The sequence below is a fragment of the Niallia sp. FSL M8-0099 genome (assembly GCF_038006945.1).
GTDB classification, from domain to species: Bacteria; Bacillota; Bacilli; order Bacillales; family Cytobacillaceae; genus Niallia; species Niallia circulans.
Genome location: NZ_JBBOWF010000001.1, coordinates 1,245,758 through 1,269,613 on the forward strand (window position 1 = coordinate 1,245,758; position 23,856 = coordinate 1,269,613).

The 23,856-nt window shown below is 33.9% G+C and carries 27 protein-coding genes and 1 riboswitch; of the genes, 20 read left to right on the forward strand and 7 right to left on the reverse strand.

The annotated features are described in order from the left end of the window. Positions 1-120: 120 nt before the first annotated feature. The 4 genes from NSQ92_RS05760 to NSQ92_RS05775 all read left to right on the forward strand — a co-directional run bounded on the left by NSQ92_RS05760 (position 121) and on the right by NSQ92_RS05775 (position 3,162). Entirely contained in the window at positions 121-846 is a 726-nt protein-coding gene (locus NSQ92_RS05760) for a gamma-glutamyl-gamma-aminobutyrate hydrolase family protein (RefSeq protein ID WP_061796838.1), read from the forward strand. 153 nt (positions 847-999) lie between these two features. Continuing rightward, positions 1,000-1,266, forward strand: a complete 267-nt coding sequence (locus tag NSQ92_RS05765) for a phosphocarrier protein HPr (protein WP_016200885.1) — start codon at positions 1,000-1,002, stop codon at positions 1,264-1,266. Positions 1,267-1,583: 317 nt separating this feature from the next. Further along, the gene (locus tag NSQ92_RS05770) at positions 1,584-2,372 is read left to right on the forward strand and encodes an ABC transporter ATP-binding protein (RefSeq protein WP_047942928.1); all 789 of its coding nucleotides are present in this window, start codon (positions 1,584-1,586) and stop codon (positions 2,370-2,372) included. Between the two features lie 16 nt (positions 2,373-2,388). Continuing rightward, positions 2,389-3,162 (forward strand): Cof-type HAD-IIB family hydrolase, encoded by a 774-nt coding sequence (locus NSQ92_RS05775; protein WP_061796831.1) that lies wholly within the window; start codon positions 2,389-2,391, stop codon positions 3,160-3,162. A gap of 155 nt (positions 3,163-3,317) precedes the next feature. Here NSQ92_RS05775 and NSQ92_RS05780 read toward each other — a convergent pair whose 3' ends face one another. Next, positions 3,318-3,455: a hypothetical protein gene (locus NSQ92_RS05780; protein WP_341152924.1), complete on the reverse strand. Its 138-nt coding sequence runs from the start codon at positions 3,453-3,455 to the stop codon at positions 3,318-3,320. Further along, positions 3,436-3,756 carry a hypothetical protein gene (locus NSQ92_RS05785; protein ID WP_144579850.1) on the reverse strand — a complete coding sequence of 107 codons (321 nt, stop codon included), beginning with the start codon at positions 3,754-3,756 and terminating at the stop codon, positions 3,436-3,438. Before NSQ92_RS05785 ends, NSQ92_RS05780 begins: the two co-directional genes overlap by 20 nt. A gap of 371 nt (positions 3,757-4,127) precedes the next feature. On the opposite strand from NSQ92_RS05785, the gene NSQ92_RS05790 reads away from it, so the two are divergent. After that, positions 4,128-4,643 (forward strand): hypothetical protein, encoded by a 516-nt coding sequence (locus tag NSQ92_RS05790; RefSeq protein WP_095257669.1) that lies wholly within the window; start codon positions 4,128-4,130, stop codon positions 4,641-4,643. Between the two features lie 27 nt (positions 4,644-4,670). Next, entirely contained in the window at positions 4,671-6,185 is a 1,515-nt protein-coding gene (locus NSQ92_RS05795) for a flotillin family protein (RefSeq protein WP_095257645.1), read from the forward strand. Positions 6,186-6,234: 49 nt separating this feature from the next. Here NSQ92_RS05795 and NSQ92_RS05800 read toward each other — a convergent pair whose 3' ends face one another. From NSQ92_RS05800 to proV, 3 genes are read right to left on the reverse strand one after another with little or no spacing between them, the layout of a single operon-like run. Further along, positions 6,235-7,125, reverse strand: coding sequence for a glycine betaine ABC transporter substrate-binding protein (locus NSQ92_RS05800; RefSeq protein ID WP_047942933.1), 891 nt, complete (start codon positions 7,123-7,125; stop codon positions 6,235-6,237). A gap of 1 nt (position 7,126) precedes the next feature. After that, the gene (locus tag NSQ92_RS05805) at positions 7,127-7,972 is read right to left on the reverse strand and encodes an ABC transporter permease (RefSeq protein ID WP_047942934.1); all 846 of its coding nucleotides are present in this window, start codon (positions 7,970-7,972) and stop codon (positions 7,127-7,129) included. Next, a complete protein-coding gene (proV, locus tag NSQ92_RS05810) occupies positions 7,972-9,210 on the reverse strand; it encodes a glycine betaine/L-proline ABC transporter ATP-binding protein ProV (protein WP_047942935.1) in 1,239 nt (412 codons plus the stop codon). Before proV ends, NSQ92_RS05805 begins: the two co-directional genes overlap by 1 nt. 330 nt (positions 9,211-9,540) lie before the next feature. Between proV and NSQ92_RS05815 the strand changes: the two genes are divergently transcribed. The 11 genes from NSQ92_RS05815 (at position 9,541) to NSQ92_RS05865 (ending at position 19,994) form a co-directional block, all read left to right on the forward strand. Next, the gene (locus NSQ92_RS05815) at positions 9,541-10,077 is read left to right on the forward strand and encodes a GbsR/MarR family transcriptional regulator (RefSeq protein ID WP_047942936.1); all 537 of its coding nucleotides are present in this window, start codon (positions 9,541-9,543) and stop codon (positions 10,075-10,077) included. A 226-nt stretch (positions 10,078-10,303) separates the two neighbouring features. Next, complete coding sequence (locus tag NSQ92_RS05820) at positions 10,304-10,411, forward strand: YjcZ family sporulation protein (protein WP_082138357.1); 108 nt, start codon at positions 10,304-10,306, stop codon at positions 10,409-10,411. 36 nt (positions 10,412-10,447) lie between these two features. Continuing rightward, on the forward strand, positions 10,448-10,582 hold the full coding sequence (locus tag NSQ92_RS05825; protein WP_082809995.1) for a YjcZ family sporulation protein: 135 nt from the start codon (positions 10,448-10,450) through the stop codon (positions 10,580-10,582). Positions 10,583-10,811: 229 nt separating this feature from the next. Beyond that, complete coding sequence (locus NSQ92_RS05830) at positions 10,812-11,525, forward strand: NAD-dependent deacylase (protein WP_095321849.1); 714 nt, start codon at positions 10,812-10,814, stop codon at positions 11,523-11,525. A 168-nt stretch (positions 11,526-11,693) separates the two neighbouring features. Beyond that, positions 11,694-13,274, forward strand: coding sequence for a peptide chain release factor 3 (locus NSQ92_RS05835; protein WP_047942940.1), 1,581 nt, complete (start codon positions 11,694-11,696; stop codon positions 13,272-13,274). A 600-nt stretch (positions 13,275-13,874) separates the two neighbouring features. After that, the gene (locus tag NSQ92_RS05840; RefSeq protein ID WP_047942941.1) at positions 13,875-14,948 is read left to right on the forward strand and encodes an amino acid ABC transporter substrate-binding protein; all 1,074 of its coding nucleotides are present in this window, start codon (positions 13,875-13,877) and stop codon (positions 14,946-14,948) included. A gap of 145 nt (positions 14,949-15,093) precedes the next feature. Continuing rightward, on the forward strand, positions 15,094-16,218 hold the full coding sequence (locus NSQ92_RS05845) for an amino acid ABC transporter permease (RefSeq protein ID WP_309325270.1): 1,125 nt from the start codon (positions 15,094-15,096) through the stop codon (positions 16,216-16,218). A gap of 8 nt (positions 16,219-16,226) precedes the next feature. After that, entirely contained in the window at positions 16,227-17,423 is a 1,197-nt protein-coding gene (locus tag NSQ92_RS05850) for an amino acid ABC transporter permease (RefSeq protein ID WP_047942943.1), read from the forward strand. Between the two features lie 16 nt (positions 17,424-17,439). Further along, positions 17,440-18,219 (forward strand): amino acid ABC transporter ATP-binding protein, encoded by a 780-nt coding sequence (locus NSQ92_RS05855; protein ID WP_047942944.1) that lies wholly within the window; start codon positions 17,440-17,442, stop codon positions 18,217-18,219. Positions 18,220-18,388: 169 nt separating this feature from the next. Continuing rightward, positions 18,389-18,880, forward strand: a complete 492-nt coding sequence (locus tag NSQ92_RS05860) for a hypothetical protein (RefSeq protein WP_095257641.1) — start codon at positions 18,389-18,391, stop codon at positions 18,878-18,880. 121 nt (positions 18,881-19,001) lie between these two features. Next, positions 19,002-19,098: riboswitch (yybP-ykoY riboswitch) on the forward strand. A 122-nt stretch (positions 19,099-19,220) separates the two neighbouring features. After that, on the forward strand, positions 19,221-19,994 hold the full coding sequence (locus NSQ92_RS05865; protein ID WP_047942946.1) for a TerC family protein: 774 nt from the start codon (positions 19,221-19,223) through the stop codon (positions 19,992-19,994). Between the two features lie 72 nt (positions 19,995-20,066). Here NSQ92_RS05865 and NSQ92_RS05870 read toward each other — a convergent pair whose 3' ends face one another. Continuing rightward, complete coding sequence (locus tag NSQ92_RS05870) at positions 20,067-20,261, reverse strand: alpha/beta-type small acid-soluble spore protein (protein WP_047942948.1); 195 nt, start codon at positions 20,259-20,261, stop codon at positions 20,067-20,069. Positions 20,262-20,635: 374 nt separating this feature from the next. Between NSQ92_RS05870 and NSQ92_RS05875 the strand changes: the two genes are divergently transcribed. The 3 genes from NSQ92_RS05875 (at position 20,636) to NSQ92_RS05885 (ending at position 22,430) form a co-directional block, all read left to right on the forward strand. Beyond that, complete coding sequence (locus tag NSQ92_RS05875; protein ID WP_047942949.1) at positions 20,636-21,991, forward strand: TrkH family potassium uptake protein; 1,356 nt, start codon at positions 20,636-20,638, stop codon at positions 21,989-21,991. A gap of 133 nt (positions 21,992-22,124) precedes the next feature. Next, complete coding sequence (locus NSQ92_RS05880; RefSeq protein WP_164463606.1) at positions 22,125-22,283, forward strand: hypothetical protein; 159 nt, start codon at positions 22,125-22,127, stop codon at positions 22,281-22,283. After that, a complete protein-coding gene (locus NSQ92_RS05885) occupies positions 22,284-22,430 on the forward strand; it encodes a hypothetical protein (protein ID WP_172866366.1) in 147 nt (48 codons plus the stop codon). Positions 22,431-22,474: 44 nt separating this feature from the next. Here the strand turns inward: NSQ92_RS05885 and NSQ92_RS05890 are convergent, their stop codons facing one another. Continuing rightward, positions 22,475-23,500 (reverse strand): acyltransferase family protein, encoded by a 1,026-nt coding sequence (locus tag NSQ92_RS05890; RefSeq protein WP_095257638.1) that lies wholly within the window; start codon positions 23,498-23,500, stop codon positions 22,475-22,477. Positions 23,501-23,856 lie beyond the last annotated feature (356 nt).

Here is a 23,856-nt window from a genome sequence, read left to right on the forward strand (position 1 = left end):
ATCGTTATTTAGCAGTTTTTTCTGCTTCTATTTATAGAAAGTTTATTGACAAGCTCTTTTATTTCCTTTTTAATATTGTTAATATTGAAAAAACTAAATAGTGTCAGGGGATGGAGAGCGTTGAGTAAACCGGTAATAGGGATAACAGGTGCATACGTATTTAAAAATAAATTTATGGAAGGCACATATGTGCATCATGATTATCAAAAATCCGTTGCAGCCAATGGAGGATTGCCAGTTATCTTGCCGTTTGTAGAGGAGGACCTGGCAAGAGAAATGGTGGATCTTTGTGATGCTGTGATTTTGAGTGGGGGAGAAGATGTAGATCCGAGTTTATTTGGAGAAGATCCACATCAAAATATTGGAGACACCATTCTTTTGCGTGATAAAGTGGAAATACAAATAATTAAAAGAGCGATGGAAACGAATAAACCAATACTTGCGATTTGTAGAGGCATACAAATTTTAAATGTTGCGTTAGGAGGAACATTAATACAAGATATTTCTTCACAAATGAAAGATAGTATTAAACACACTCAATCTGTGAGCCGAAGTTTAGACACCCATTTTGTTTCTATTAAAGAAAAAAGTAAGTTAGCCAATATAATTGGAGAAACAAGAACTAGAGTAAATAGTCTTCATCATCAAGCTATTGATTGCTTAGCAGCCGGCTTAGAAATAGTTGCCACTAGTAGTGATGGTGTTATAGAAGCTGTTGAGCATAAGAGTTACCCTAACTTTTTACTAGGGATTCAATGGCATCCAGAATCAATGGCGTCAACTAATGATAAAATGAATCAGATTTTTATAGAATTCATAAAAAGTGTAAAAAAAAGCAGAGGCTAATACGGTAGAAAAGTTTGTCTAATAAATGTAAAATATTGAGAGATACACAACTTGAAAGCTCAAAACAGAAAAAGATGAAAAAAAAGTTAGTATTAAGTCCTAAAATCAGCTAAAATAGTAGGGTAAGACAATTTTTTCTTTGGAGGTATAACAATGAGCGAAAAAACATTTACAGTAATTGATGAAACTGGTATTCATGCAAGACCAGCAACATTATTAGTTAGCACTGCTAGCAAGTTCAAATCAGATATGCAAATCTCTTTCAAAGGGAAATCTGTGAACTTAAAGTCTATCATGGGCGTAATGTCATTAGGTGTACCTAAAGGTGGAGAAATTACTATTTCTGCAACTGGTGAAGATGAAGTAGAAGCAGTTGATGGTGTAGAAGCTGTCCTTAAAAAAGAAGGATTAGTTGGTTAATTTTTTACCCATGACCCTCTTTTATGAGGGTCTCTCTCCATTTATTTTTTATTAAATTAAAGCGGTTACATATTCAGCAGTGAATGGATATGAGATCATTAATTTTATGAACGTAAACATAAAGATTTGACCCTTAATCATAATGGAATCATACATCAAGGTATTTTGAATGATTCCATGAAAGAAAGGTCAAGTCTTTTTATTATTTGGACTTGTTTGCTAAAATGAGCAATGATAAATACGAATGTTCTTGATTCCTCATTCTGTACAAATTATATGAATTTTTAGTAAAATGTAGAGAAGATAGGGGGATTGGCATGATTGTTAAATTAGAAGAGGTTGGCTTAAAAAGAAATGGTCAGTGGATTTTGAAAAATATTAATTGGGAGATTAAAAAAGGAGAAAATTGGATTCTGTATGGTCTAAATGGGGCCGGAAAGACAGCTTTGTTAAATATGATTTGTGCGTATTATCATCCGACTGTTGGAAAGATGGAAGTATTAGGGAAAGTATTTGGGAAGTCAGAGTTAGGAGGAGCGCTAAGGCGGAATATTGGACTAGTATCCAACCGGCTACAACAAAATTTATATGCATCAGATAGCGCATTTGAAATTGTACTTAGCGGCGCATATGCTTCGATTGGATTATATGAGTCACCAACAGCGGAAATTAGAAACAAGGCAATTGAAATAATGGAGAAGCTAGGCTGCTTGGATTATGCAGATAGACCATATAGTAGTTTATCACAAGGAGAGAGACAAAGAGTACTAATTGGAAGAGCGTTAATGGTAAATCCTGAACTAATTATTTTAGATGAACCAGCTACCGGCTTAGATTTTTTAGCAAGAGAACAATTATTAGATACCATTATTAGTTTGGTATCTGAAAAAAGCAGCATCATTTACGTTACGCATCATGTGGAGGAAATATTACCAGTGTTTTCCCATACTTTTCTGCTGAAAAAGGGAGAGGAATTTATCTCAGGATATACAAAGGAAGTATTAACCAGCAAGAATATGAGCAGCTTTTTTTCGTTACCGGTAGAAGTCATTTGGAATAATCAAAGACCACTATTGGCTAGAAGCAGCTCATTAATAAAGAAATAATAAAGGAGAAAGAAATTTGACATATAAAATTGTATTTATTGATATTGATGGTACATTAGTAAATGAAGAGAAACAAATTCCTAATGACGCGAAAGCAGCGATTAAGGAATTAAAGAAGCGGAATATCCCAATTGTTTTAGCAACTGGAAGAGCACCTTATTTCTTTTCCCATATTTTAGATGAGCTTGGTTTATCGTCATATATTTCTTTTAATGGGTCATATGTTGTCCATGGAAAAAAGGAAGTATATAAAAAACCAATCCCGATGAATACCCTAGAATTGCTAGAAAATACTGCCTTAAAAAATAATCATCCTATCGTTTTTCAAGGGAGTAAGGAAGGTTGTGCTAATCATAAAGAGCATGCACATATTATTGAATCCTTCCAATCATTAAAATTAAAGGTACCTTCTTATCGACAAGATTTTTGGAAGGAAGCCGATATTTATCAATGCTTGCTTTTTTGTGAGGAAAGCGAAGAAAAGGTATATGAAGAAGCGTTTTCTAATATACATTTTGTTCGTTGGCATCCTTTATCCATGGATGTTATTCCAACAGGTGGATCTAAAGCAGCTGGGATTGCACAAATTTTAAACATTTTAAATATCGATCCAAAGGAAGCAGTAGCATTTGGAGATGGATTAAACGACAAAGAAATGCTTTCGTATGTAGGAATGGGAATAGCTATGGGGAATGCTCATGAAGATATTAAGCCATATGCAAAATTTATTACAAAGCATGTAGATGATGGAGGACTAGCTTACGGATTACAAAAAATAAGCCTCCTTTAACCTATAATTCGTAAGAAGAGGTTTGGAGACAAAAAGATATTGGAGAAGTAGAATTGCATTTTCATGTGTTGCTTAGCACAGAGCACCACCTTGATTCAAAAAGTTTAAATAAATACCCTTTACTCAACTTCTGTTTCCAAAATACAGCAATTTTCTTACAGTCTGGATACATATATAAAAAAGCTGCCAAAATATTTATCAGTTTTTTGGCAGCTTTTTAGTGCTATCTGCAATAAGGCAGCAATTGCTGGCTTTATATCAAAATAAGTTTGATTAGTCCTCCCAATTTTCATAGACAACCACTCCTCCTGATAAATCGATTGTATTACGTTCTCCTTTATACAGAAGTTTGCCATCTTCTTCTACAATTAGATTTTCATAAGTAAACACTTTTTTCCCGTTTGGCAAGGTAATGACTACTTTGTCCCCATATTCTTCTGTTCCTGTTTTCGGCTCACTAGCAAAATATCTATCTGAAAATATATAACCTCCAAAAATTGTGGTAAGAAGTAAGATAGAGCCTAAAAAATACATCACTTTTTTACCAATATTATTTTTATTTTCATCTTCCTTATGTTTATCTGTACGTTTCATATGCTTCTCCACAATATCACCTTTTCATTAAGTTTTATTGCTCAAACGGTAACAATGGTATATAGAAAATATTTAGTAGGTATAGATAAAATTCCCCTTAAATTATGATATGAAACAAATTCTTAAAGATGACGAAATATTAATGGAAGATTGATATTTTGGCATATTTATTAAGCTGGAGCTAAAAAGGGGTATTAGGTATTTATTTCTATATGTCAGTTCATACAATTTAAGTATAAATTAGATGTTTTTAAAAAATTCCTGAAACCTTTCTTCGTTTAAGTCGTAAGTATGGTAAGTACTAAAATGAAGGGGGTCTGATTTTAGTGAATACATAGCAAAATTAAATTTTTAGAAAGTGAATGATGTATATGGAATTATTCGGCTTTGATCTTCCGTCCATTTATTTAACTGTTTTAATTGGTTCGGGAATATGTGTCATATTAACCTTATTACTTTCAGACTTATTTGGTGGAGATGTTGGTGTATTTAATCCTACTTTAATCCTTGCTTTTTTTACGATATTATCAGCAAGTGGTTATCTTATGGAGAAGTATTCTACTATCAATAGCATCATTATTCTTTCCATTTCAGCAGTAATCGCACTTATTATTTCCAGCTGTTTACACCTTTTTGTTTTTATTCCTCTTGCCAATGCAGAAGAATCATTAGTTTATAGCGATGAATCACTTAAGGGAAGAATTGGTAAAGTTATTACAACAATTCCGAAGGACGGTTATGGAGAAATATTGATCGAAAGCATCAGTGGAAATATCTCAAAAACGGCAGCTAGCTTTTATAATGAAGAAATTGGCTTTGGTGAAGAAACGGTTGTAGTAGAGATTAAAGAAAATGTTGCTTATGTTGTTCGCAAGGATGGCATATAGAAAAGCAGACAAAAGGAGGAAAAATAAATGGCCATTGAGATTTATATTGTAATAGGAATTGTAGCATTTTTATTAATCGCACTTATTAGTATTTTTATGGCGAAATATAAAACTGCAGGACCGGATGAAGCATTAATTGTAACAGGTAGTTATTTAGGTTCTAAAAATGTTCATGTTGATGAATCAGGAAATAAAATTAAAATTATTAGAGGGGGAGGGGCATTTATTCTCCCAGTTTTCCAGCAATCCGAACCTCTGAGTTTATTATCTAGTAAATTAGATGTTTCTACACCGGAAGTATATACAGAACAAGGCGTTCCAGTTATGGCAGATGGCACAGCTATTATTAAAATTGGTGGTTCTATTGGTGAAATTGCCACTGCAGCTGAACAGTTTCTAGGAAAATCAAAACAAGATCGTGAAAACGAAGCAAGAGAAGTATTAGAAGGACATTTACGTTCAATTCTAGGTAGTATGACAGTCGAAGAAATTTATAAAAATCGGGATAAATTTTCGCAAGAAGTACAAAGGGTTGCTTCGCATGACTTAGCAAAAATGGGTCTAGTCATTGTATCCTTTACAATTAAAGATGTCAGAGATAAAAACGGATACTTAGAATCGCTTGGTAAACCAAGAATTGCTCAAGTAAAACGAGATGCAGATATTGCAACGGCTGAGGCAGATAAAGAAACAAGAATCAAAAAAGCCGAAGCAGATAAAGATGCTAAAAAGGCAGAGTTAGAAAGAGCAACAGAGATTGCCGAAGCAGAAAAAGAAAACCAAATGAAGATTGCTGATTATAGAAGAGAGCAAGATGTTGCGAAAGCACGTGCTGACCAAGCGTATGATTTAGAAAGTGCTCGATCTAAGCAAGAAGTTACCGAACAAGAAATGCAAATTAAGATCATTGAAAGACAGAAACAAATTGAGTTGGAAGAAAAAGAGATCTTAAGAAGAGAAAAGCAGTATGATTCAGAGGTTAAAAAGAAAGCCGATGCCGATCGTTACGCAATGGAACAGGCTGCCGAAGCGAATAAACGCCGAGAAATTGCCGAAGCAGATGCAAACCAATATCGTATTGAATCACAAGCAAAAGCGGAAGCAGAAAAAGTGCGGGTAGATGGTTTAGCAAAAGCGGAAGCAGAAAAAGCAAAAGGGGAAACAGAAGCAGAAATTATCCGCTTAAAAGGTTTGGCCGAAGCAGAAGCAAAACGCAAAATTGCCGAAGCATATGCACAATATGGTCAAGCGGCAATCTTGGATATGGTACTTGGTATGTTACCTGAATACGCAAAACAAGTGGCCAGCCCATTAGCTAATATCGATAAGATTACGGTTGTGGATACTGGAAGTGATAGCAGTAACGGTGGCGCAAATAAAGTCACAGGCTATGCAACAAACTTAATGTCAACAATGCAAGAATCACTAAAGGCATCTGCTGGAATCGATGTAAAAGAGTTACTTGAAAATTTATCAGGCAAAGGAAATATTCGTCAGAGTATTAATGAGTTAAACGATAATTTAAGTAATAAATCAGAATAAAGAAAAAAGAGACTCATCTGAAATTATTTCAGATGAGTCTCTTTTTTCTTTATTTTTTTTCTTTTAAATCTTCAATTGAATTAATATCTTTCATATAGCTAGGTACAACAAGACCTAGTTTTGTTCCTTCTAAGTTAGGTCCTAGATCTTCGAATTGACCTTTGTATTTGTTCGCATAGTCTTCATGCGTAATTGGTAACCAACCTGCAATATGTGCATCTAGGCTGCCATCTGCTACACCAGTCCACATCGGACCTGCTTCGACTTGACTTAACGTTACATTATAACCTAAATCTGTTAAAACTTTGCCGATAACATTGGTACTTGCAATTTCACTATCCCATGCTACATATCCAATTTTAATTTTGTCTCCGTCTACCTTGCTCACGCCTTTTGTCCATTCACTAACTTTATCAGCATTATCTTTTATCCATTTTTCAGCTGCTTTTGCTGGATCTTCACCTTCATAAATATCCATCATAACAACACCCATATCATCTGTTGTCCAATGGAAATTATCCAGAACTTGATATGCTTCAGGCATATCTTCTTTTAATCCATTACGTGCAATGGAGTGAATGTTTTCATCTGCACCAAAAGAGCCTTTTGGATCTTCTAAGTATTTTAAATCATATGCAGTGAACATCCAATGTGGAGTCCAGCCAGTTATGATAATTGGTTCTTTTTTATCATACGCCTTTTTTAGCGTAGCAGTCATTGCTGCGCTTGAGCCTTCTACTAATTTCCAATCTTTTAAGTCATAGTCGCTAATCGCCTTACTAGCTGCTTTCATGATACCTGCACCAGGATCGATGCCGATAATTTCATAATCAACTTTTTCACCAATTGTTGCATTCGGATCGTCTGCACTGTTAGAACCACAGGCAGCTAACCCTAAAGTAAGAGTGATTGCTCCTAATAAACTAGTCATTTTTTTCATATTATTTTGCCCCCTTCTTCTTTGTACCCACATTTTGGGTAATTCTATCTAAAATGATCGCAAGTACTACAATAGATATACCAGCTTCAAATCCACGCCCAATTTGAATTTGAGTTACTGCACGATATACATCAGCACCAAGTCCTGGTGCACCAACCATTGCAGCAATAACTACCATTGATAGTGCAAGCATAATACTTTGGTTAATCCCAGCTAGTATTGTTGGCATAGCAAGTGGTAACTCAACCTTTAATAATTTTTGGCTAGTTGTGCTACCGAAGCTTTCTGTCGCTTCTCTAATATCACTAGGAACCTGTTGGATTCCAAGAATAGTCAAACGAATAGTAGGTGGCATAGCAAATATTACCGATGCTACCACTCCAGGTACGACCCCGATACTAAAGAAGAAGATAGCAGGAATAAGATAAACAAAGGCTGGCATTGTTTGCATAAAGTCTAATATTGGGATAACAATATTGCGGACAGTGTTATTTTGTGAAGCCCATATTCCTAGTGGAACACCAATTATAATGGAGATAAATACAGCAGAGAGAACAAGAGCCAGTGTATCAATCATGGGTTCCCAATAGCCTAAATTATCTACTAGTAGTAATCCGATAAGAGTGAAGATTGCAATCTTCTTATTCGCTAATTTCCATGCGAGTAATGTAAGTAAAATGATTAATAAAATAGGAGGAATAAATCCAAAGAAGCCTACTAAAATATTTACTACAAATTCTAATACTGCAGTGATGCCATCAAATAATACTTCAAAAGTAGTTGTCAGCCAAGCAACAAAGGAATCAATCCAATCTGCAACTGGTAATTTAGGAATTAGATTATTCATTATTCATTCCCCCCAACTAATACTGATTCTTCGGTTGGCGGAGTATTAATAAGTTCGTTGTTACCAGCAAGGGCTCCAATAACTGCACCTCTAACCAGAATCCCTTTTAATCTATTCTGTTCATCTATCACGGCAACTGGAATGATTGCAGTTGATACTTTATCAAAGAGATCAGCTAATAATGTGTCACCTGTAACGGTAATTACATCTTTTTGTAAAATGTTTTCGATGCCTTCATTTTTTTCGGCAGCTGCACGTGCATCATCTGCTGTGATTGCTCCGAGTAATTCTCTTTTCTTATTAACGACATAGATGCTTGAAATTCCTAGTTTCTTCATCATTTGTAATGCGACACGAGGTCCCTTTTCAATCGTTACTGCTTCTGCGCGTTTCATTATATGATTGGCAGTCAATACTTTCGATAAATCTACATCTTCGACAAATCGTTCTACATAATCATTGGATGGATTCATTAATATTTCTTCAGGTGTTCCAACTTGAACAATGGATCCATCTTTCATTAGTGCTATACGATCGCCAATACGAAGTGCTTCATCTAAGTCATGTGTAATAAAGATAATTGTTTTTTCCATATTTGATTGCAAGTCTAATAATTCGTCCTGCATATCTTTTCGAATAAGAGGATCAAGGGCACTAAATGCTTCATCCATTAGAAGAATATCTGGGTCATTTGCTAAAGCGCGAGCAAGACCGACCCTTTGCTGCATTCCACCACTTAATTGGTCTGGATATTGGGATTCATAACCTGATAATCCAACTAATTTAAGTGATTCAAGTGCACGTTCTTTTCTTGTTGCTTTATCAATCCCTTGAATTTCTAATCCATATTCCGCATTTTCCAATATTGTTCGATGAGGGAGTAGAGCGAATTTTTGGAAGACCATACTTATTTTTTCTCTGCGAACTTTACGTAAGTCTTCTTTTGACATTTTTACGATGTCTTTGCCATCAATATAAATGTTCCCGATTGTAGGATCAATCAGACGATTAAACATACGTACTAATGTAGATTTACCACTACCGGATAGCCCCATGATTACAAAGATTTCACCAGGATTCACTTCAAAACTAGCCTTGTTTACACCGACTGTTGCTCCTGTTTTTTTGAGGATATCCTTTTTTGATTCACCACTATTTAGTAGTTGAATTGCTTTTTTTGCGTTTTTGCCGAAAATCTTTGTAACATTTTCGACTTTTAATTTTGCCATACTTTCCATTCTTTCACCTCTTTAATTCTAAACGCTCTGTAAAGCGAGCCTACATATATTATAGAAGATAACCAATAGACACTTCAAACTGTATAATCAGTTAAAAAGATTCATTCTGAACGTACAGAAAAAACTGTATGAACTATAGGGCTTATATGCTTAATAATGCGCCCAAATGCTTTGATATACTATCTAGGTTACTACTTTACAATTTTTTTATTCATGTTAATCTATAAACAGAAAAAGTATTTAAGTGCTTGATTATTGATTCACCTTGATTATTGAAATAATCATGATTACAATGTATAAGTAAACATATAATATGGATGTGAATGATAAATGACGGATAGGGAGCAGTTAAATATTGCTCGAGAGAGAGTGATTGATTCCGTAGCTCAAAACATGGATTTATATGGAGTGACTGAATCAATTGGTAGATTATATGGAATGCTATTGTTCCAAGAAAATCCTATGACGCTTGACGAAATGAAAGAAGAGCTAGGGATGAGTAAAACCAGTATGAGTACGTCGGTTAGAACCTTGCTTGAATTGAAGATGGTAGACAAAGTATGGCGAAAAGGTGTTCGAAAAGATTTATATAGAGCAGAAGAAGATTGGTATCAAACATTTATCGATTATTTCACAATTAAATGGCGGTTAGCGATTACTGAAAATATATATGCAATTGAAAAATCAATGAATGAAATAAAAGCTTTAATGAATAAAGAAGGAATTTCTGAAGATGTTATAAAAGATGCAACTAATGACTTAGAGAAAATGAATTATGCACTAGATTATTATGATTGGCTTGAACGTTTTGTAGATAGTTTAGAATCACATGAAATTTTTAATTTCATTCCAAAAAATAAAGAATAAATTATATGAAGGTGCTATCTTCTAAGGGTTTTTTTTAAACTCGGAAGATAGCGCCTTTTGTAGTTTATAAAGAAAAATTTGATATAAGGGAAAAATCAGCAAGAAACGAGATCAATGTAATTCCAAGGATATCTGGTTAAAAAACCTAAAAAATGTGCATTTGTCTATCGCACATTTTTAATTCTTGAATAGGATATATGGAATCAAAAAAAGGAGGTTTTTATTCATGGGTGAAGTTGGAGTAGGTTACGGCGGAGGTTTCGCTCTTTTAGTAGTATTGTTTATTTTATTGGTAATTATTGGTGCTTCTTGGGGTTACGGCGGATTTTATTAATCCGTAACGAAACAGATATTAAAAGGAGGAAATAGAATGTACGGATATGGTTGTGGATATCCCGGCTATGGTTATGGCTATGGTGGTGCAGGTTACGGCGGAGGTTTCGCTTTAATCGTTGTTTTATTCATTCTTTTAATCATTGTGGGTGCAGCTTGCTTTAAATGGTAAAATAACGAAAAATGGAAGGCTGATTCGAAGAGTCAGTCTTCTTTTAATGATATTAAGTAGAGTGAATAAAGTACATATATTTATACAAAATATACTTTTTCGTGCAATGAAACGTGCAGGGTTCCACAGATTATCTTTTGGGGAGCAAATCATTCTTTCTTAATTTTGAGGAGTCATAACTATTTGCTAAAATGAATAGATAAGATATGTATTAGGGGGAAATGGATAGATGGATTCCTTAGTTCAATTAATAAAGTCTGCTAATTATTTTGTTATATTTACTGGTGCTGGGATGTCTACGGAGAGTGGATTGCCTGATTTTCGATCTGCTAATAAGGGATTATGGACTGCTGAAAAAAAACAATACCTTTCCAGTACGAGTGCCCTAAATAATCATGTGCAAGAATTTATTGAGTTTTATCGTAACCGAGTTCAAGGTATTCATGAATTTAAGCCGCATCATGGCTATTACATATTAAGTGATTGGGAAAGAAAAGGCTATGTAAAACAAATCATCACACAGAATGTGGATGGATTTCACGAAGAAGCAGGAAATCAGAAAGTTGCTGAATTGCATGGAACATTAAAAAAGGTTCATTGTGAAATATGTGGAAGGAGCTATCCTAGTGATGAATATTTACATGACAACTATTCATGCAGTTGTGGAGGAATATTAAGACCTTCCATTGTACTTTTTGGAGAAATGCTCCCAGAACAGCCATTTTTGAGAGCGGAAGAGGCGGCCATAAATTCTGATGTCTTCTTAGTTTTAGGATCCTCTTTATCCGTTTCACCAGCAAATCAATTTCCCTTACTTGCAAAGCAAACAGGGGCTAAACTTATCATTATTAATAAAGAGCAAACTCAAATGGATGGCATTGCTGACATTGTCATTTATGAATCAATCGGAAAGGTATTAGAAGAAATTAATCTTAAGCTGTAATGTTCATCAATTGGCTAGGAATACATAAGATTGATGATACTCATAAAAAAAGAAAAATAGTACAAAGAAAAGTAGCTGAATACGTTTAAATCCATTGCAAACTTTGATATATCGAGATAATATAAGGGAATGGACTAAATTTGAAACCGTAAAAGAGAGGAAAGTAACATGTCAAAGAATTTTAAACAGGATGTACTATCTCGTCGCACCTTTGCGATTATTTCCCATCCGGATGCTGGAAAAACGACGTTAACGGAAAAGTTATTACTATTCGGCGGAGCAATTAGAGATGCTGGAACAGTAAAAGGGAAGAAAACAGGAAAATATGCGACAAGTGACTGGATGGAGATAGAAAAGCAAAGAGGGATTTCTGTTACATCAAGTGTGATGCAATTTGACTACAAAAATGCACGAGTAAATATTTTGGATACACCGGGACACCAAGACTTTAGTGAAGATACTTATCGTACTCTAACAGCTGTGGATAGTGCTGTGATGATTATTGATTCGGCAAAAGGAATAGAGGAACAAACGTTAAAGTTATTTAAAGTGTGTAAGATGCGAGGTATCCCTATTTTTACATTTATTAATAAATTAGATCGCCAAGGGAAGCCACCTCTTGAATTACTTGCGGAATTAGAAGAAGTAATGGGAATCGAGTCTTATCCAATGAATTGGCCGATTGGAATGGGGAAAGAATTTTTAGGTATATATGATCGTTTTTATAATCGAATTGAGCAGTTCCGTGTAGAAGATAAGGAAAGATATGTTGATCTAAATGAAGATGGTGAGATTGAAGGAGATCATCCAATTAAACAGGATTCTTTATATGATCAAACATTAGAAGAAATTATGCTTTTAAATGAAGCTGGAAATGAGTTTTCTGAGGAGAAAATTAATAATGGTGATTTAACACCTGTATTTTTTGGCAGTGCATTAAGTAATTTTGGGGTACAAACATTTTTAGAAACATATTTGCAATTTGCACCGTCTCCACAAGCTAGAAAATCTACCATTGGAGAGATTGATCCTTTATCAGAAGAGTTTTCGGGGTTCATTTTTAAAATTCAAGCGAATATGAATCCAGCTCACCGTGACCGTATCGCGTTTTTACGTATTTGTTCTGGGAAATTTGAAAGAGGCATGACGGTTAATTTACCTAGAACAGGGAAGCAAGTAAAGTTAGCGCAATCTACACAATTTATGGCAGATGATCGAAGTACAGTTAATGAGGCGGTTAGTGGAGATATTATTGGGTTGTATGATCCAGGTTTTTATCAAATTGGCGATACATTAACGGTTAGCAAGAATGCTTACCAATATGAAAAACTACCTCAATTTACACCTGAGCTTTTTGTGAAGGTAACGGCAAAGAATGTAATGAAACAAAAACATTTCCATAAAGGCATTCAGCAGCTCGTACAAGAAGGTGCAATTCAGTTATATAAGACTGTCAAAACAGAAGATTATTTGCTGGGAGCAGTTGGTCAGCTACAATTTGAAGTATTTGAGCATCGAATGAGAAATGAGTACAATGTAGAAGTAATTATGGAGCATGTAGGTTCAAAAATTGCCCGTTGGTTAGTGGATGAAGAGGTAAATGAAAATCTTTCTAGTGGAAGAAGTCTGCTCGTAGAGGATCGCTACGGCAAAAAAGCATTTTTATTTGAAAATGAATTTGCATTAAGATGGTTCCAAGATAAAAATCCAGAAGTGAAATTATATAATCCGATGGATGAACAAGAATAATTCACTAAAAGAAGAGATTATTACAAAAGTATTCTACCTGTTTTAAATGGAGATTCTTTTGTAAATAGTCTCTTTTTTTATGTAATGGAAAATTAGCTCTATGTTGAAATGATGTCAGATTTTCGAACATATGAAAGGGGGAGGAAGGGAGAAGGAACAAGTGTTTATTATCAAAATGTAGCTTTTTGTTATGTTGAAATAATTTTTATTTGATGGAACGTAGATATATACTATCTTTTTTCTGATATAAAAGCGGAGGGATGGTTTTTGTATCGAGTAAAAAAGAAAGTCTTTCGGTATACGAATTACTGATATATAAGGTTTTTGTAAATCTAAATAAAAACGAAAATGTTTAAATTGTTTTCATAATTAAAAGTTTTCAAAAAACTATTTGTAATTCTAATAAAAATAGGTATAATAAAAACATGATGTTACAAAAGTTAACAAACAATTGTTAAATGAGTTGGCTTTTTAACTTCTAATAGGACTGATACTAACATTCGATGTAATAAGAGTATTCTTGTAAATATAATAGATTGAATATTCTTTTAATTAGAGTTTGCTAGTATCATAAAAACAAGATATAGGGGGATATATTGTATGAAGAAAAGTTTGTCGCTTACTTTTAGTATTTTATTAGTGCTTGTTCTAGCTTTAGCTGGCTGCTCAAGTAAGTCAGGATCAGATGGGGAAAGTACTAATGGTGCAAAAACAAGTTCTTCTAAAAGTTTACTTGAAACCATTAAAGATAGAGGGACATTAAAAGCAGGTGTTAATGATGCTCTTCCTGGTTTTGGCTACATAGGTTCAGATGGAAAAAATACTGGTTTTGATGTTGATTTTGCAAGAGCGATTGCAGCGGGAGTTCTTGGAGATCCTTCCAAAATTGAGTTTAGACCACTATCAGCTACAGACCGCTTTACTGCTGTTCAATCTGGTGAAGTAGATGTATTAATTCGTAATACAACTTGGACAACAAACCGTGATGCTGAAGTGGGGCTAAGTTTTGCTCCAGTTACTTTCTATGATGGGCAGGGAATAATGGTTCCAAAGGATAGTGGAATCAAAACACTGAAAGATTTAGAGGGTAAAACAATTGGAGTAGAAACGGGAACAACAACCGAATTAAACTTAGCTGATCAGATGAAAGCAGCTGGTGTTAACTATACAGCACAAACATTTGATAATGCAGATGCTGTAATTGCTGCATATGAACAGGGTTCTATTGATGCTTGGACAACAGATAAATCAGGATTAGTTTCTCGCCAGTCTACTTTGCAGGATCCAGATGCTCATATTATTTTAGAAGAAACATTATCAAAAGAACCACTAGCTCCAGCTGTTAAGGATGGAGACGAAAAATGGGCGGATGCAGTATCATGGATTGTATATGCAACCATTCAAGCGGAAGAATTCGGTATTACCTCTAAAAACGTAGATGATTTCTTAACTAGTGAAAACCCAGAGATTAAGCGTCTTTTAGGAGTGGAAGGTAATCTAGGAGAACAGCTAGGCTTAGCCAATGATTTTGCCTACCAAGTAATTAAACAAGTTGGTAACTATGGTGAAATATACGAGCGAAATTTAGGCCCTGACACAGTGTTCAAATTAGAGCGTGCACAAAATGCGTTATATACTGATGGGGGATTATTGTACTCTATTCCATTCCGTTAATAGGTAATAACAGATAAAAATATGGGGGGTCTCAAAAACCAAAGTGTCTAATCTATTTGAGATACCCCCTATTCTTTTAAGTGAGAGGTGAGAAATAGTGGAAATGAAAAAAACAACATCGACTCCTCTTTGGAGAAATAGAAAAGTGGTCCCGATAATTAGTCAAATTATCTTTGTTCTAATTGTAGGAATAGTAATTGCCTTTATGGTGAGAAATGTAATATCAGGTCTCGAACAAATAGGTTTAGTATTAGGATTAGACTACTTAAATTTAAAAGCATCTTTCCCTATAGCAGAATCTATTATTAGTTATACACCTGACGATCCTTATACACGTGCTTTATTAGTAGGATTATTAAATACACTTAAGGTTTCCGTTTTTGGGATTATCCTTGCAACTATTATTGGAGTCATTGTAGGAGTTGCGAGATTATCAAACAACTGGTTAGTCAGTAAAGTGGCAACAGTATATGTTGAAGTTTTTAGAAATACACCATTATTGGTTCAAATTTTCATTTGGAATTTTGCTGTTTTTTTACCAATGCCGAAAATTCAAGATGCTATATCGGTTGGGCCGTTTTATTTTTCAAATAGAGGTGCCTCTATTCCGTGGTTTACCTTACAGGATAATACGCTGATCTGGCTTGTCATTCTAATTTTTTTAATCGCAGGAAGCATAATTTTATTCAAAAAATTAACCAAAGTATCGATAGAATCAGGTAAGTCTACATATCCGTTCATTTCAAGTGTGGGATTAATAGTAATTGGAACGATAATTATCTATATTATTTTAGGAAATGGACCACTTGGTTTTTCTGTTCCTGTATTTAATGGCAATTCATTTGAAGGAGGAACGTCATTATCCATCGGGTTTATGTCTGTTTTAGCTGCCTTAACAATCTATACATCAACCTATATTTCTGAAATTGTTCGTGCAGGAATAATGGGGGTTCCAAAAGGGCAGACAGAAGCTGCTAAAGCGCTTGGATTTAAAAGTCATACAGCACTTCGGTTAATTATTTTTCCGCAAGCAATTAGAATCATTATCCCGCCATTAACAAGCCAATATTTAAATTTAATAAAAAACTCAAGTTTAGCAATGGCTGTAGCATATCAAGATATTGTTGGAATCGGAAATACAATTATTAACCAGACAGGACATACATTAGAAACTTTATTAATTGTTATTTCTGTGTATTTATTATTTAGCTTAACTACATCACTGTTAATGAATATTTTTAATAAAAAATTCCAGCTGGTAGAAAGGTAGGGAGGTAAATGGATAATATACAACTGAATACGGAACCAGTTTTGGAAACGAAAAAATTGAATAAACAAAAGAAATTACAATTATGGCTGAAAAATAACTTATTTAAGGATTGGAAAAATGCTATTTTAACGATTGTCACATTAATGGTTACTATTTATTTGCTTACGAGAATAGGTAAGTTTTTATTGGCAAGTGAATGGGGAGTTGTTACTGACAATTTAAGGCTCCTCTTTGTCGGACAATTTCCAATAGAAGAAATATGGAGATTGTGGATATCTCTTCTGTTATTATCAGTGTTTTTAGGTACTACTTGGGGGGCTTGGAGAGGGATTATCGGACATGTTGCCATTAGTCTTAGTATTCTTCTAGTTATATTTGGAGTAATTCCTTATACGGCAATGGAATCAAAAGTATATTTATTTACGAGTGCAGCAGTGATATTCCTTTTTTACTTTATCGGAAAATATGTTCCGAAGTTAAAAATCCCCCTCCTTATATTATGGATTTTATATATACCGATTACTCTTTCTATTATTAATGGGTTTGGTGTACTTGAGCCAGTAAAAACAAATATTTGGGGAGGATTTTTATTAACGCTTGTTATCGCTTCGGTTGCAATTATTTGTTCTTTCCCATTAGGTTTACTCCTAGCAGTGGGGAGACGAAGTAAACTGCCTATAATCAAATATTGCTGTATTCTTTATATAGAATTAATCCGAGGAATGCCGCTGATTATGGTGTTATTTATTGCCCAATTATTGCTGCCGATGTTCCTTGGGGGAATCGAACTAGATAATGTAGTCCGGGCAATGATAGCATTCACTTTATTCAGTGCGGCCTATTTAGCAGAAAATATCCGTGGAGGTCTGCAATCAATACCGAGAGGACAATTTGAAGCAGCGCAAGCTCTAGGATTAAATAATTTTAAGGTAATGATTTTTGTCATATTGCCACAGGCTTTAAAAGCAGTTATCCCAGCTATGGTTGGTCAATTTATTTCCATCTTTAAAGATACATCTCTAGTTGCGGTTATTGGATTAGCAGATTTTCTTGGAATGGGAAAAAAAATTGCTGCAAATCCGGAATATTTAGGTAAATATATGGAGTTATATATTGTGATTGCTTTTATATACTTCATCTTCTGTTTCTTAATGTCGCATGTAAGTAAGCATATAGAAAAATCACTTGGTGTAGGGACGAGATAGAAAGGAGAATGAGAGGATGGAAAGTGTCTTTAGTGTAAATAAATTGTCGACGCCTCTAAATGAGAGAGAGGATATTATTAAAGTTACTAAATTGAATAAATGGTATGGAGACCACCATGTATTAAAAGACGTAGATCTTACGGTAAAGCAAGGGGAGGTAATTGTAATTTTAGGACCATCAGGTTCTGGTAAGTCAACCTTTATTCGTACGATAAATGCTTTAGAGGAATTTCAAAAGGGGCACATAACGGTTGATAATATTGCATTAACAGATGATTTGAAAAACATTGAAGAAATTCGGAAAGAAACGGGAATGGTGTTTCAATCATTTAATTTATTCCCTCATATGACTATCCTAAAGAATATCTCTTTAGCACCAATTTGGGTGAGAAAGTGGAAAAAAACAAAGGCAGAACAAATTGCGAAAGAATTACTTGAAAGAGTTGGTATTCCAGAACAAGCAAATAAGTATCCAGGACAATTGTCAGGTGGACAACAGCAACGTGTTGCAATTGCACGAGCATTAGCGATGCAGCCGAAGATTATGCTGTTTGATGAACCTACTTCTGCACTAGATCCTGAAATGGTAAAGGAAGTATTAGATGTTATGAAAACTCTAGCAGAGTCAGGCATGACCATGTTGGTGGTAACACATGAGATGGGTTTTGCAAGACAAGTGGCAGATCGAATCATCCTTTTTGATAAAGGCGAAATTGTAGAAACCGGAAAACCGGAAGAACTATTTGATCATCCGAAGCATGAACGGACAAAAGCGTTTTTATCTCAGATATTATAAAAAGAGCCCTAGGGCTCTTTTTTAGTGTTTATATGAAATATGGATCTCTATAAACAGTATTTTCATCCATTTTTTTATTTTGTAAAAATATAACAATTTATTTTGAATAAAATATCAAGATTTCGCTAAAAATGTAATAGTAGGTATAGAAAAATAGATGGTGATACCAATGAAGGGCCTAAGTAGAATTGAAGCAATCATGTGGAGTATAGCTTTACCTGGTTTTAGTCAGTTATTATTGAAAAAATATTGGAAAGGAACACTATTAGTTATCTTAGAATTTATTATAAATGCGAAAAGTAATTTTAATTTAGCTATTATGCTGAGTTTTTGTGGCAATATCCAAGAGGCAATTGAAATTATCGACTTTCAATGGATATTGTTTTATCCGTGTTTATATATGTTCGCAATGTGGGATGCCTATAAGGAAGTTATGGAATCAGAAAATGAATATGCTTTCTTACCATTTGTGTTTTGCGCATATTTTGTTACCGTAGGTGTTTTTTATTCGACACAAATGAAGTTATTTGGAGTATTGTTAGGTCCTGTATTTTTGCCCATGGTATTTTTGATACCTGGAATCATTAGTGGGTATGTAGTTAAGTATTGCTTAATTTATTTTAAAAAAAGAAACATTCTTAAAGAGGAAAATGATGATTGACTAAGAAACAAGATGAAAGAAATACAGATAGAAAAAAATTATCAGTAAAATTAAAAAATATGCAAAAAACCATTGGCAAATAGTTCAATATTGTATATAATTAATACATATTAATATTTGTATACTACTCAAAGGGGAGTAGCTTTTAGGTTTAATACCTAAAACAAAGTCGTCAGTTCATGGCATATGCCATCGGCTTTGTTGGCATATTAGTGCTTAGCAAGACCTTTGCCTATTTGGCAAAGGTCTTTTTTTGCGCACTTTTGTACATAATAACGAAAGTCGTAGCAAAACCTGCTAATAGGAGTATACAAATAAAAACCTAAAGGGGGAAATTTTATTGGATGCAAGCATGTTACTAGAGTATGGGTGGGTTTTACTGATTCTTGTCGTTTTAGAGGGGTTACTAGCAGCTGATAATGCGGTTGTAATGGCTGTTATGGTTAAGCATTTGCCCGTTGAACAACAAAAAAAGGCACTTTTCTACGGATTATTGGGTGCTTTTGTATTCCGTTTTGCTACTTTATTTATGATTTCTTATTTAGTGGATGTTTGGCAAGTGCAAGCGATAGGGGCGCTTTATCTTCTCTTTATTGCAGTGCATAATATTTACGGAAAGTATGCGAAGAAGAATGAAGACGATAAAGACAAGAAGCCGAAGAAACAATCCGGTTTCTGGATGACTGTTTTTAAAGTAGAATTAGCAGACATTGCTTTTGCGATTGATTCCATGTTAGCAGCGGTTGCCCTTGCGATTACATTACCAAAAACAAATTGGTTTACGCTAGGTGGCATTGATGGAGGACAATTCTTAGTTATGTTCCTTGGGGGATTAATTGGATTGATCATTATGCGTTTTGCTGCAAACTGGTTTGTGAAGTTACTTCATTCTCGTCCATCTCTAGAAACAGCAGCATTTTTAATTGTAGGCTGGGTTGGGGTGAAATTAGCAGTATTTACGTTGGCACATCCATCGGTAGGATTCTTAGATGAGCATTTTCCGGAATCGAAAATATGGAAAGGAATCTTCTGGTTCGTGCTAGTAGCTATTGCAGTTGGTGGATATCTCTTCTCCAATAAAGAAGCAGTTAAAGCAAAAGAAAGTAATGCATAAGCATGATGAAAAAGCCATTCATTAGGAATGGCTTTTTCTTTTTGCTCAGGACTTTAGTTCAGCAGATTTAACTTATTGCGTTTTTCCAGATAACTCTGCCTGCGCTTGTTGGACAAGTCTTTTTGTTATTTCTCCCCCAACAGAACCATTAGCACGTGAAACAGTATCAGATCCTAAATTCACACCGAATTCTTGCGCAATTTCATACTTAACACTATCTAAGTATTGTTCAATTCCTGGAACTAATAATTTATTTCGAGAAGCCATTTTTGTTTCCTCCTTATGAATATATAGTACAGTTTATTTATCAATTAATTGTTTCCAAAAAAGTAATGATAAATGATTCTGTATTAATAATATGTGGATTTATTTTTAGTTCATTAGTGGTAAAGTTTGTGTATACGGGAGAAAATAGGATTTATTGTTGTTTATAGGTTAACCTAGCCTATAGGGAAATCTCCATTGCTTCATTAATTAATAGTACTTAAAAATAATCAAGCTAATCTTAAAAGTTTCCTAAACATTTAAGATTAGCTTGAACGTCGAGGGATAGATAACTTATACTGTTTAATATCTATGATAAATAAAGCCATCATTAAATAGGATATATGGGTAGCTTCAAAGAAAGGAATTGTTTTTTAATGGGCAAGAAGTTTAAGTTAGTCCTTCAAAATTTGACTCCTGCGCAGATGATAACCAGTTATTATGGTTTAGCTGTCAGCATATCGGTTTTATTATTAAGTTTACCAGGAGTACATAAAGAAGGAGTAACAGTTTCCTTTATGGATACATTGTTTACTGCTGTAACGGCAGTAAGTGTAACAGGACTTACTGTAATTAATATCGCTGAAACGTATAGTACATTTGGAATAATAATATTAATGTTTGTTCTGCAATTTGGTGGTATTGGAGTAATGGCAATAGGTACATTCTTTTGGATGATTCTTCGTAAGAAGATTGGTTTAAGAGAGAGACAGTTAATAATGATTGACCACAATCAATCTAATCTTTCAGGTCTCGTCAATTTAATAAGAGAAATTATCAAAATCATTCTTATTATTGAAGTATTGGGTGCTATTATACTTTCAATGCAATTTCATAATTATTATCCTACCTGGGGGGATTCGATTTTACATGGAACTTTTGCCTCTGTTAGTGCGACAACCAATGGAGGATTAGATTTAACAGGAGAATCACTTACTCCCTTTAAGGATGATTATTTTGTCCAACTTGTTAATATTATTTTAATTACATTAGGAGCAATTGGATTTCCCGTGCTTATCGAAGTGAAAAATTACCTGTTTCCAAAAGAAGGGAAAAACCATCTAAAGTTTTCTTTATTCACTAAGTTAACAACCATTACTTTCGGTTTTCTTTTACTATTTGGAACGATTATGATTATTGTCTTAGAATGGGGTAATTATTATGCAGGAATGAGCTGGCATCAAATATTCTTCAATGCCTTTTTTCATTCTACCTCCACTCGAAGCGGCGGTTTAGCAACAATGGAATTAAATGAGTATTCTATGACAACTTTGCTTATCTTTTGTTTTCTTATGTTTATTGGTGCTTCCCCAAGTTCAGTTGGAGGAGGTATCAGAACAACAACCTTTGCATTGAATATCTTATTTATTTATCATTATGCAAATGGCAATAGGTATATTAAGATATTTAAACGAGAAATTCATGAAGAGGATATTATAAAATCATTGGTTGTAACGATATTTGCGATTGGTATTTGTCTTGTCGCTGTCATTGCCTTATCTATTTCTGAAAAGGCGTCCCTTATTGTGATTCTTTTCGAAGTTTGTTCTGCATTTGGAACAACTGGACTTTCTTTAGGATTAACACCAGAATTATCTACCTTTGGTAAGTGTGTAATTATGCTGCTTATGTTCATCGGAAGAATAGGGTTAACTTCTTTTATCTATATTATTGGAGGAAAAGAGAAAAAGGATAACTTCCATTATCCAAAAGAACGGATCATTGTTGGATAAGGGTAAGTAAGAAGTGAATGGAGCTGTCTATTTTAACAGCTCCATTTTTTTATGATTGTTTGACAAAAGTAGGAAAGCATATCTTTTTTTTACATGTGGATAATAATGATGTAAATGGAAAGGAGAGATCATAATGGCTAAGAGAAAAGCTGAAGTTAACAGTGTAGAAAAATACAGCAAGACGCCAAAGAAAAATACGCAGGAAACAGAATTTTCCGCTGAATTTAGTAGGGGCGAAAACCCAATCAAAGGTGCTAATCGTAATGCAAAGCATGGAAGAGAGGGACAATAAATGGCGAAAAAAATAAAAAAACAACAACAGACAGAAGCTTCAAATGTAGAGTTTGGCCAAGAGTTTGGTGATGTTAATGCAAGTAAATTCTATGATACAGGAGCCTTAACAAAGGATAAAACAAAGAGAGCAACTAGAAAAAAATAAAAAATTTCCCATCAGTAAATTTCTTCACTGATGGGAACAAAAAATTATCTATTAGTTTGAAGAGAGCGCTGAACTCTTGAGAATAGCTTTTTTAATTTAGAACTTTTTAATTCAATAATAGGCTGTGTAAAGGAAATAATTATATTGCTTGAAAGCAGTACTGTAATTAAGAATGATACAATTATAATCATCACATATGACCTAGGTGATTCAAAAATATCTGGTAAGTCACTTTGTCTAAAGAGACGGATAAAAAAGCCATGAAGTAAATATACATATAATGTTGATTTTCCGAACTTAGTAAAGAAATATTCCTTTTTTGGTACACAAGCAAAAAAGCAAAAAATCATCAGAAAACTTAATAGATAGAAAAATAATCGAATAGCCATCCCTATAAAATAACCTTCTCCAAGGGCTTCATAAGATTTTGATCCGAATAACCATTGATAATTAACAGTAGGGAATAGGTGAAATCCTATAAAAACAATCGTGAAAATAACAATAGCTAGGATGGTTGCTTTTTTTGTTTTTACTAAAGCAAAATGATCTTTTTTCATATAAAATCCTATTAAGAATAAAGGGAAGAACACAAAGGTTCTCGTTAAGCTTAAATAGCTGGACGTCCAATCGACCATACCAATCGCTAATCCTAGTATAAAGGAAAGTAAGATTCCATGTATAGGCTTTAACTTCACAAACGCTAGTAAAAAGATGTTCCAAAAAAACAAACTAATTAAAAACCATAAGGACCAATGTGGGGTCAACGGTTCAATGGCAAAAGTTGACTTTCCATATAGAAAATAATAAAAAATGCTGTATACAAGTTGGAAGATAAGGTAGGGAATGATTAGTTTTTTTGCATATTTTTTTATATATCCCTTTTCCGCTATCCCTTTGGCAAAAAATCCCGAAATAAGAATAAATGCTGGCATATGGAAAGTGTAAATTACTTTATATAGCGTATAAATATTTTGATTGTCATTTATGAATGATTGGATAAAATGACCGAAGACAACGAAAAAAATCAAAATAAATTTTGCATTATCAAAGTAGTAATCCCGTTGTTTCATAAACTCATCCTTTCATGAACGGAAATATCCTATATTTCATTTCACTAACTATATATAACACAAATTCCATTGTTTTAATCCCCTGTCGTTAATCTGTTAACTAAATAACTTCTGTTTATTACATAATTGCAATGTACGTTAGGCGAAGGAAAAATAAAACTTCTTATTAATTATACGTAAGGTTTAATTTTTTTGACTGAAGTAAAGGGAGAGGTAGATATTAAAATGATTATGGCTACTATCAGAGTTACATTTGTTTCTACATTTGTAAATTAATTTACTTTTTTTCTTTAAATTTTTCAGAAGGAAAGGAAATTCAAGAATAATGTAGAATTATGTAATCACTACGTTTGATA

Excerpts from the sequence above, each read along its gene's own strand:
- NSQ92_RS05860 (WP_095257641.1), top strand. The coding sequence starts at position 18,389 with ATGAAGGGCCTAAGTAGAATTGAAGCAATCATGTGGAGTATAGCTTTA.
- NSQ92_RS05785 (WP_144579850.1), bottom strand. The coding sequence starts at position 3,756 with ATGAAACGTACAGATAAACATAAGGAAGATGAAAATAAAAATAATATT.
- NSQ92_RS05885 (WP_172866366.1), top strand. The coding sequence starts at position 22,284 with ATGGCGAAAAAAATAAAAAAACAACAACAGACAGAAGCTTCAAATGTA.
- NSQ92_RS05780 (WP_341152924.1), bottom strand. The coding sequence starts at position 3,455 with ATGAAAATTGGGAGGACTAATCAAACTTATTTTGATATAAAGCCAGCA.
- NSQ92_RS05840 (WP_047942941.1), top strand. The coding sequence starts at position 13,875 with ATGAAGAAAAGTTTGTCGCTTACTTTTAGTATTTTATTAGTGCTTGTT.
- NSQ92_RS05830 (WP_095321849.1), top strand. The coding sequence starts at position 10,812 with ATGGATTCCTTAGTTCAATTAATAAAGTCTGCTAATTATTTTGTTATA.
- NSQ92_RS05890 (WP_095257638.1), bottom strand. The coding sequence starts at position 23,500 with ATGAAACAACGGGATTACTACTTTGATAATGCAAAATTTATTTTGATT.
- NSQ92_RS05870 (WP_047942948.1), bottom strand. The coding sequence starts at position 20,261 with ATGGCTTCTCGAAATAAATTATTAGTTCCAGGAATTGAACAATACTTA.
- NSQ92_RS05850 (WP_047942943.1), top strand. The coding sequence starts at position 16,227 with ATGGATAATATACAACTGAATACGGAACCAGTTTTGGAAACGAAAAAA.
- NSQ92_RS05805 (WP_047942934.1), bottom strand. The coding sequence starts at position 7,972 with ATGAATAATCTAATTCCTAAATTACCAGTTGCAGATTGGATTGATTCC.
- NSQ92_RS05835 (WP_047942940.1), top strand. The coding sequence starts at position 11,694 with ATGTCAAAGAATTTTAAACAGGATGTACTATCTCGTCGCACCTTTGCG.
- NSQ92_RS05790 (WP_095257669.1), top strand. The coding sequence starts at position 4,128 with ATGGAATTATTCGGCTTTGATCTTCCGTCCATTTATTTAACTGTTTTA.
- NSQ92_RS05875 (WP_047942949.1), top strand. The coding sequence starts at position 20,636 with ATGGGCAAGAAGTTTAAGTTAGTCCTTCAAAATTTGACTCCTGCGCAG.
- NSQ92_RS05800 (WP_047942933.1), bottom strand. The coding sequence starts at position 7,125 with ATGAAAAAAATGACTAGTTTATTAGGAGCAATCACTCTTACTTTAGGG.
- NSQ92_RS05820 (WP_082138357.1), top strand. The coding sequence starts at position 10,304 with ATGGGTGAAGTTGGAGTAGGTTACGGCGGAGGTTTCGCTCTTTTAGTA.
- NSQ92_RS05765 (WP_016200885.1), top strand. The coding sequence starts at position 1,000 with ATGAGCGAAAAAACATTTACAGTAATTGATGAAACTGGTATTCATGCA.
- proV (WP_047942935.1), bottom strand. The coding sequence starts at position 9,210 with ATGGAAAGTATGGCAAAATTAAAAGTCGAAAATGTTACAAAGATTTTC.
- NSQ92_RS05770 (WP_047942928.1), top strand. The coding sequence starts at position 1,584 with ATGATTGTTAAATTAGAAGAGGTTGGCTTAAAAAGAAATGGTCAGTGG.
- NSQ92_RS05825 (WP_082809995.1), top strand. The coding sequence starts at position 10,448 with ATGTACGGATATGGTTGTGGATATCCCGGCTATGGTTATGGCTATGGT.
- NSQ92_RS05795 (WP_095257645.1), top strand. The coding sequence starts at position 4,671 with ATGGCCATTGAGATTTATATTGTAATAGGAATTGTAGCATTTTTATTA.
- NSQ92_RS05855 (WP_047942944.1), top strand. The coding sequence starts at position 17,440 with ATGGAAAGTGTCTTTAGTGTAAATAAATTGTCGACGCCTCTAAATGAG.
- NSQ92_RS05880 (WP_164463606.1), top strand. The coding sequence starts at position 22,125 with ATGGCTAAGAGAAAAGCTGAAGTTAACAGTGTAGAAAAATACAGCAAG.
- NSQ92_RS05815 (WP_047942936.1), top strand. The coding sequence starts at position 9,541 with ATGACGGATAGGGAGCAGTTAAATATTGCTCGAGAGAGAGTGATTGAT.